We start from the raw sequence: 3,098 nt of genomic DNA on the forward strand, positions 1-3,098 counted from the left end.
GCCGCAGATGGTGAGAAACCAATTGAGGACATCCAAGTCGGAGACAAGGTCTTATCCAAAGATGAGAAGACAGGGAAAAGGGAGTACAAGAAAGTAACCCGCCTGTTCAAACGCGAAGTAGACAAGATCTACACTGTTCATGTCGGGAAAGAGAAAATCGAAACCACTGCCGAACATCCTTTCTGGGTGAAGGGCAAAGGTTGGGTTCCTGCCAAGGGCCTCCAAGAAGGCGACCTACTTGAAGACGAGAACGGAAAAGCATTACCTGTCGAGAAGATCTCTATTAAAAACGAGAAGACCACTGTCTATAACTTCGAGGTAGAGGATTATCATACGTATTATGTGTCGGATACAGGTATCTGGGTACATAATATGTGTGATTTAACTGATCAAGTGACTAGAAAGCAAATGTTTAATCAAGCTAAAAACGATGCAGGGATTCCTACTTCTTCTAGCCCCATTAAACAAGGATGGATTAATGTCTATGGCGGTGGGGAACGAGCAAGAGTTTATCAGTTTGAAGGGACTGATAGGCATATCATTGAGCATCGTAATGATAAGTTTGGTAGAGGTCTTCATTTTCATGTAGGGGTACCAAAAGATCCTAACGTGGGGTTATTTACAGATGGAACAAGATATTATAATCTGGGGAAAATAGAGGGCTCAGGAATACAAGGACATTACCCAGAGAATAAAAGAGGATTTAGAGAATAGTAGCTAGATGATTTGTATGAGCTATGATCCGTTATACGATCATAGCTCATAATCAGGGAGGGGCCATATATGGAGAGAAAAGAGAAAATCAAAGAACTAGTTTTAAAACAAAAAATCAACTCAGAGAAGCAATCTGTTATTAGGAGATACAAGGAGCGCATAAATGTAGATTTAGATTCTAGTTCTTTTGTTGAAATGGAGTTATCAAATGAAATTAAGTCAGCTTCATATCAGAAAATATTTTCTTTAGATAATAAAGAGTTTGATCAGATAGAAGATATTATAAAGATGATTAATAAGATAGAGAGAAATAATAGGGATAAGTTGTTAAATAGCATCATATTTTATAATTTGAATGTTTTTAATATAATTGAGTTAGCTTTAGGTTGCCGTGTTACGTTGGACGAGGCCTTACAGTTAATTAAATTATCTATTGATAAAATATGTAAAGGAGATTTACAAGCAGATATCATAGTAGTTGACGAGAATTTAGAATATGGATTTTGTGTCGAGGTGGAGGAATACTCATATTTATTTACCAGTTGGAATCTTTGAACTGGCGGTAATATCTTCGGTTGAGGAGTCTATTGACAATCATTCTAAGCTTATAATATCACTAGTCGATTCAATTCAATATCATTCCAAAACAGATGTTCTGCGACGTACGATGCAGGACTACGTACATCCGACTCACAAGTGTTTGATTATAAGCGCTTAGAGTATGGGTATGATGCCAATGGTAACTTAGTTGAGACCAAGGACCAGAGCACAGGAGCCAAGCTGGATACGTATCGCATGTCCTATACGTCCATGAACCAAGTAGCTAAAGTGGAAGATATCTCGAAAGGCGTCGTCAAGAATAAGCGAGAGTTCGAATACGACCGAAATGGAAACATTGACTCACAAGAAGACCCGCTCACTCGTTCGATGTTCTACTACGATACGATGAACCAAGTAGAACAACTCGCGAACAGAGAGACAGGTACCAAAGAGTATCAATGGACGAAGTATGAGCGTACGCCAAATGGTCAGCTTTCTAAAGTGACCAAGCCGAACGAGATGACTACGAGTTATACTTATTACCTCGATGCGCTACTCAAAGAGATGGAGACCAAGAAGAAAGACGGTACCACCATTCAAAAACATGCCTTAGAGTACAATGCCAATGGGCACCGTACCAAGGATACCTACACAGGAATCGATGCAGATAAGAAAGCATTTAACTATATCTATAGCTATCAATATGATCCACGAGATCGCTTGGTAGAATACAACAAGACAGGCACCTCTTCTTCCAAGGAACAGTATGTACTTGATGCGAACAGCAACATCGTTTCCAAGACTAAAGACGGTGTAGCGACCAACTATCAATACGATAAAGACCGTCTCATCTCAGAAACCACGTCTGGTAAGACCAAGAAATACGAATACGATTCAATCGGGCGTGTCTCTCAAATCAAGGCTGACGATGTTACTCAAGAAGAGTATAAATACGACGTCTTTGATAACATTAAAGAGCATCAGAAACTCAGCCAGAAGACGCAGTACGAATACGATGCACAGGATCGTACCATTGCCAAAACGGAGAGCGCCGGCACATCTTCTGCTAAGAAAATCAAATACAACTACCTCGGAACTGGCGGACAAGTTATCTCGGAAGAAGTAGATGGCATCATCAACCGTTCGTACACCTACTCTGCATGGGGCGAACGACTTTCGATGACTAAGAAGATGGCACAAGGTAGTGAGACATCCTACTATCTCAACAACACCGATGTTGATGTAGAAATGCTTCTTGACGAACAAGGGGAAGTTCGCGCTACGTATGGTTATAGCCCCTACGGCGAAAACGACGAAGCTCTCTTCTCAGGAGTAGACAAGCCTGATCCAAAGGATCCGAAAAAGGAAATATACAATCCATATCGATATACCAATAAACCGTGGGATCCGAATACTCAATCTTACGATCTTGGCTTCCGTAACTACTTCCCAGGAGTGGGTCGTTTCTTAACACCTGACTCGTATAACGATGCAGAGAAGTACAAGGGACTTCTCATGGATGCAGCGAATTACAATATGTATCGCTACACCAATGGGAATCCGGTTTCTGCCTACGATGACGATGGTCACGTGGAAAGAGGGATGGATGGAGAATATATCATCATCAGCCCTACCTTAGGAACGATGCGTGCTGTTGGATATAGTGCACCAGGTGTAGATGGTACTTACAAGTGGAATAAGAAAAGGAAATCATGGAACAAGACAAAAGATGAGTATGGTAATAAAATCAAGAAAAGCAAAAATCCTACTAAACAACGGACGCAACATCCACCCAAAGTGAAATCTATGAATAGAAAGCTATGGGATCAAACAACTGAAGTCTT

Annotated in this window: 3 protein-coding genes; all 3 read left to right on the forward strand. The window is 40.7% G+C overall.

The features are described 5' to 3' along the window. Window positions 1-714 (forward strand): polymorphic toxin-type HINT domain-containing protein (locus tag J2Z48_RS15615; protein ID WP_307255002.1); only part of this gene is annotated, 714 nt, incomplete at its 5' end. A gap of 69 nt (window positions 715-783) precedes the next feature. Then, on the forward strand, window positions 784-1,269 hold the full coding sequence (locus J2Z48_RS15620) for a YxiF family protein (RefSeq protein WP_307255004.1): 486 nt from the start codon (window positions 784-786) through the stop codon (window positions 1,267-1,269). Window positions 1,270-1,410: 141 nt separating this feature from the next. Further along, window positions 1,411-3,098 (forward strand): RHS repeat domain-containing protein (locus J2Z48_RS15625; RefSeq protein ID WP_307255006.1); only part of this gene is annotated, 1,688 nt, incomplete at its 3' end.

This window comes from Croceifilum oryzae, assembly GCF_030814315.1.
Taxonomy (GTDB): Bacteria; Bacillota; Bacilli; order Thermoactinomycetales; family Thermoactinomycetaceae; genus Baia; species Baia oryzae.

Bases quoted from the DNA above. Each gene is read 5' to 3' on its own strand.
- J2Z48_RS15620 (WP_307255004.1), top strand. From the start codon at position 784: ATGGAGAGAAAAGAGAAAATCAAAGAACTAGTTTTAAAACAAAAAATC.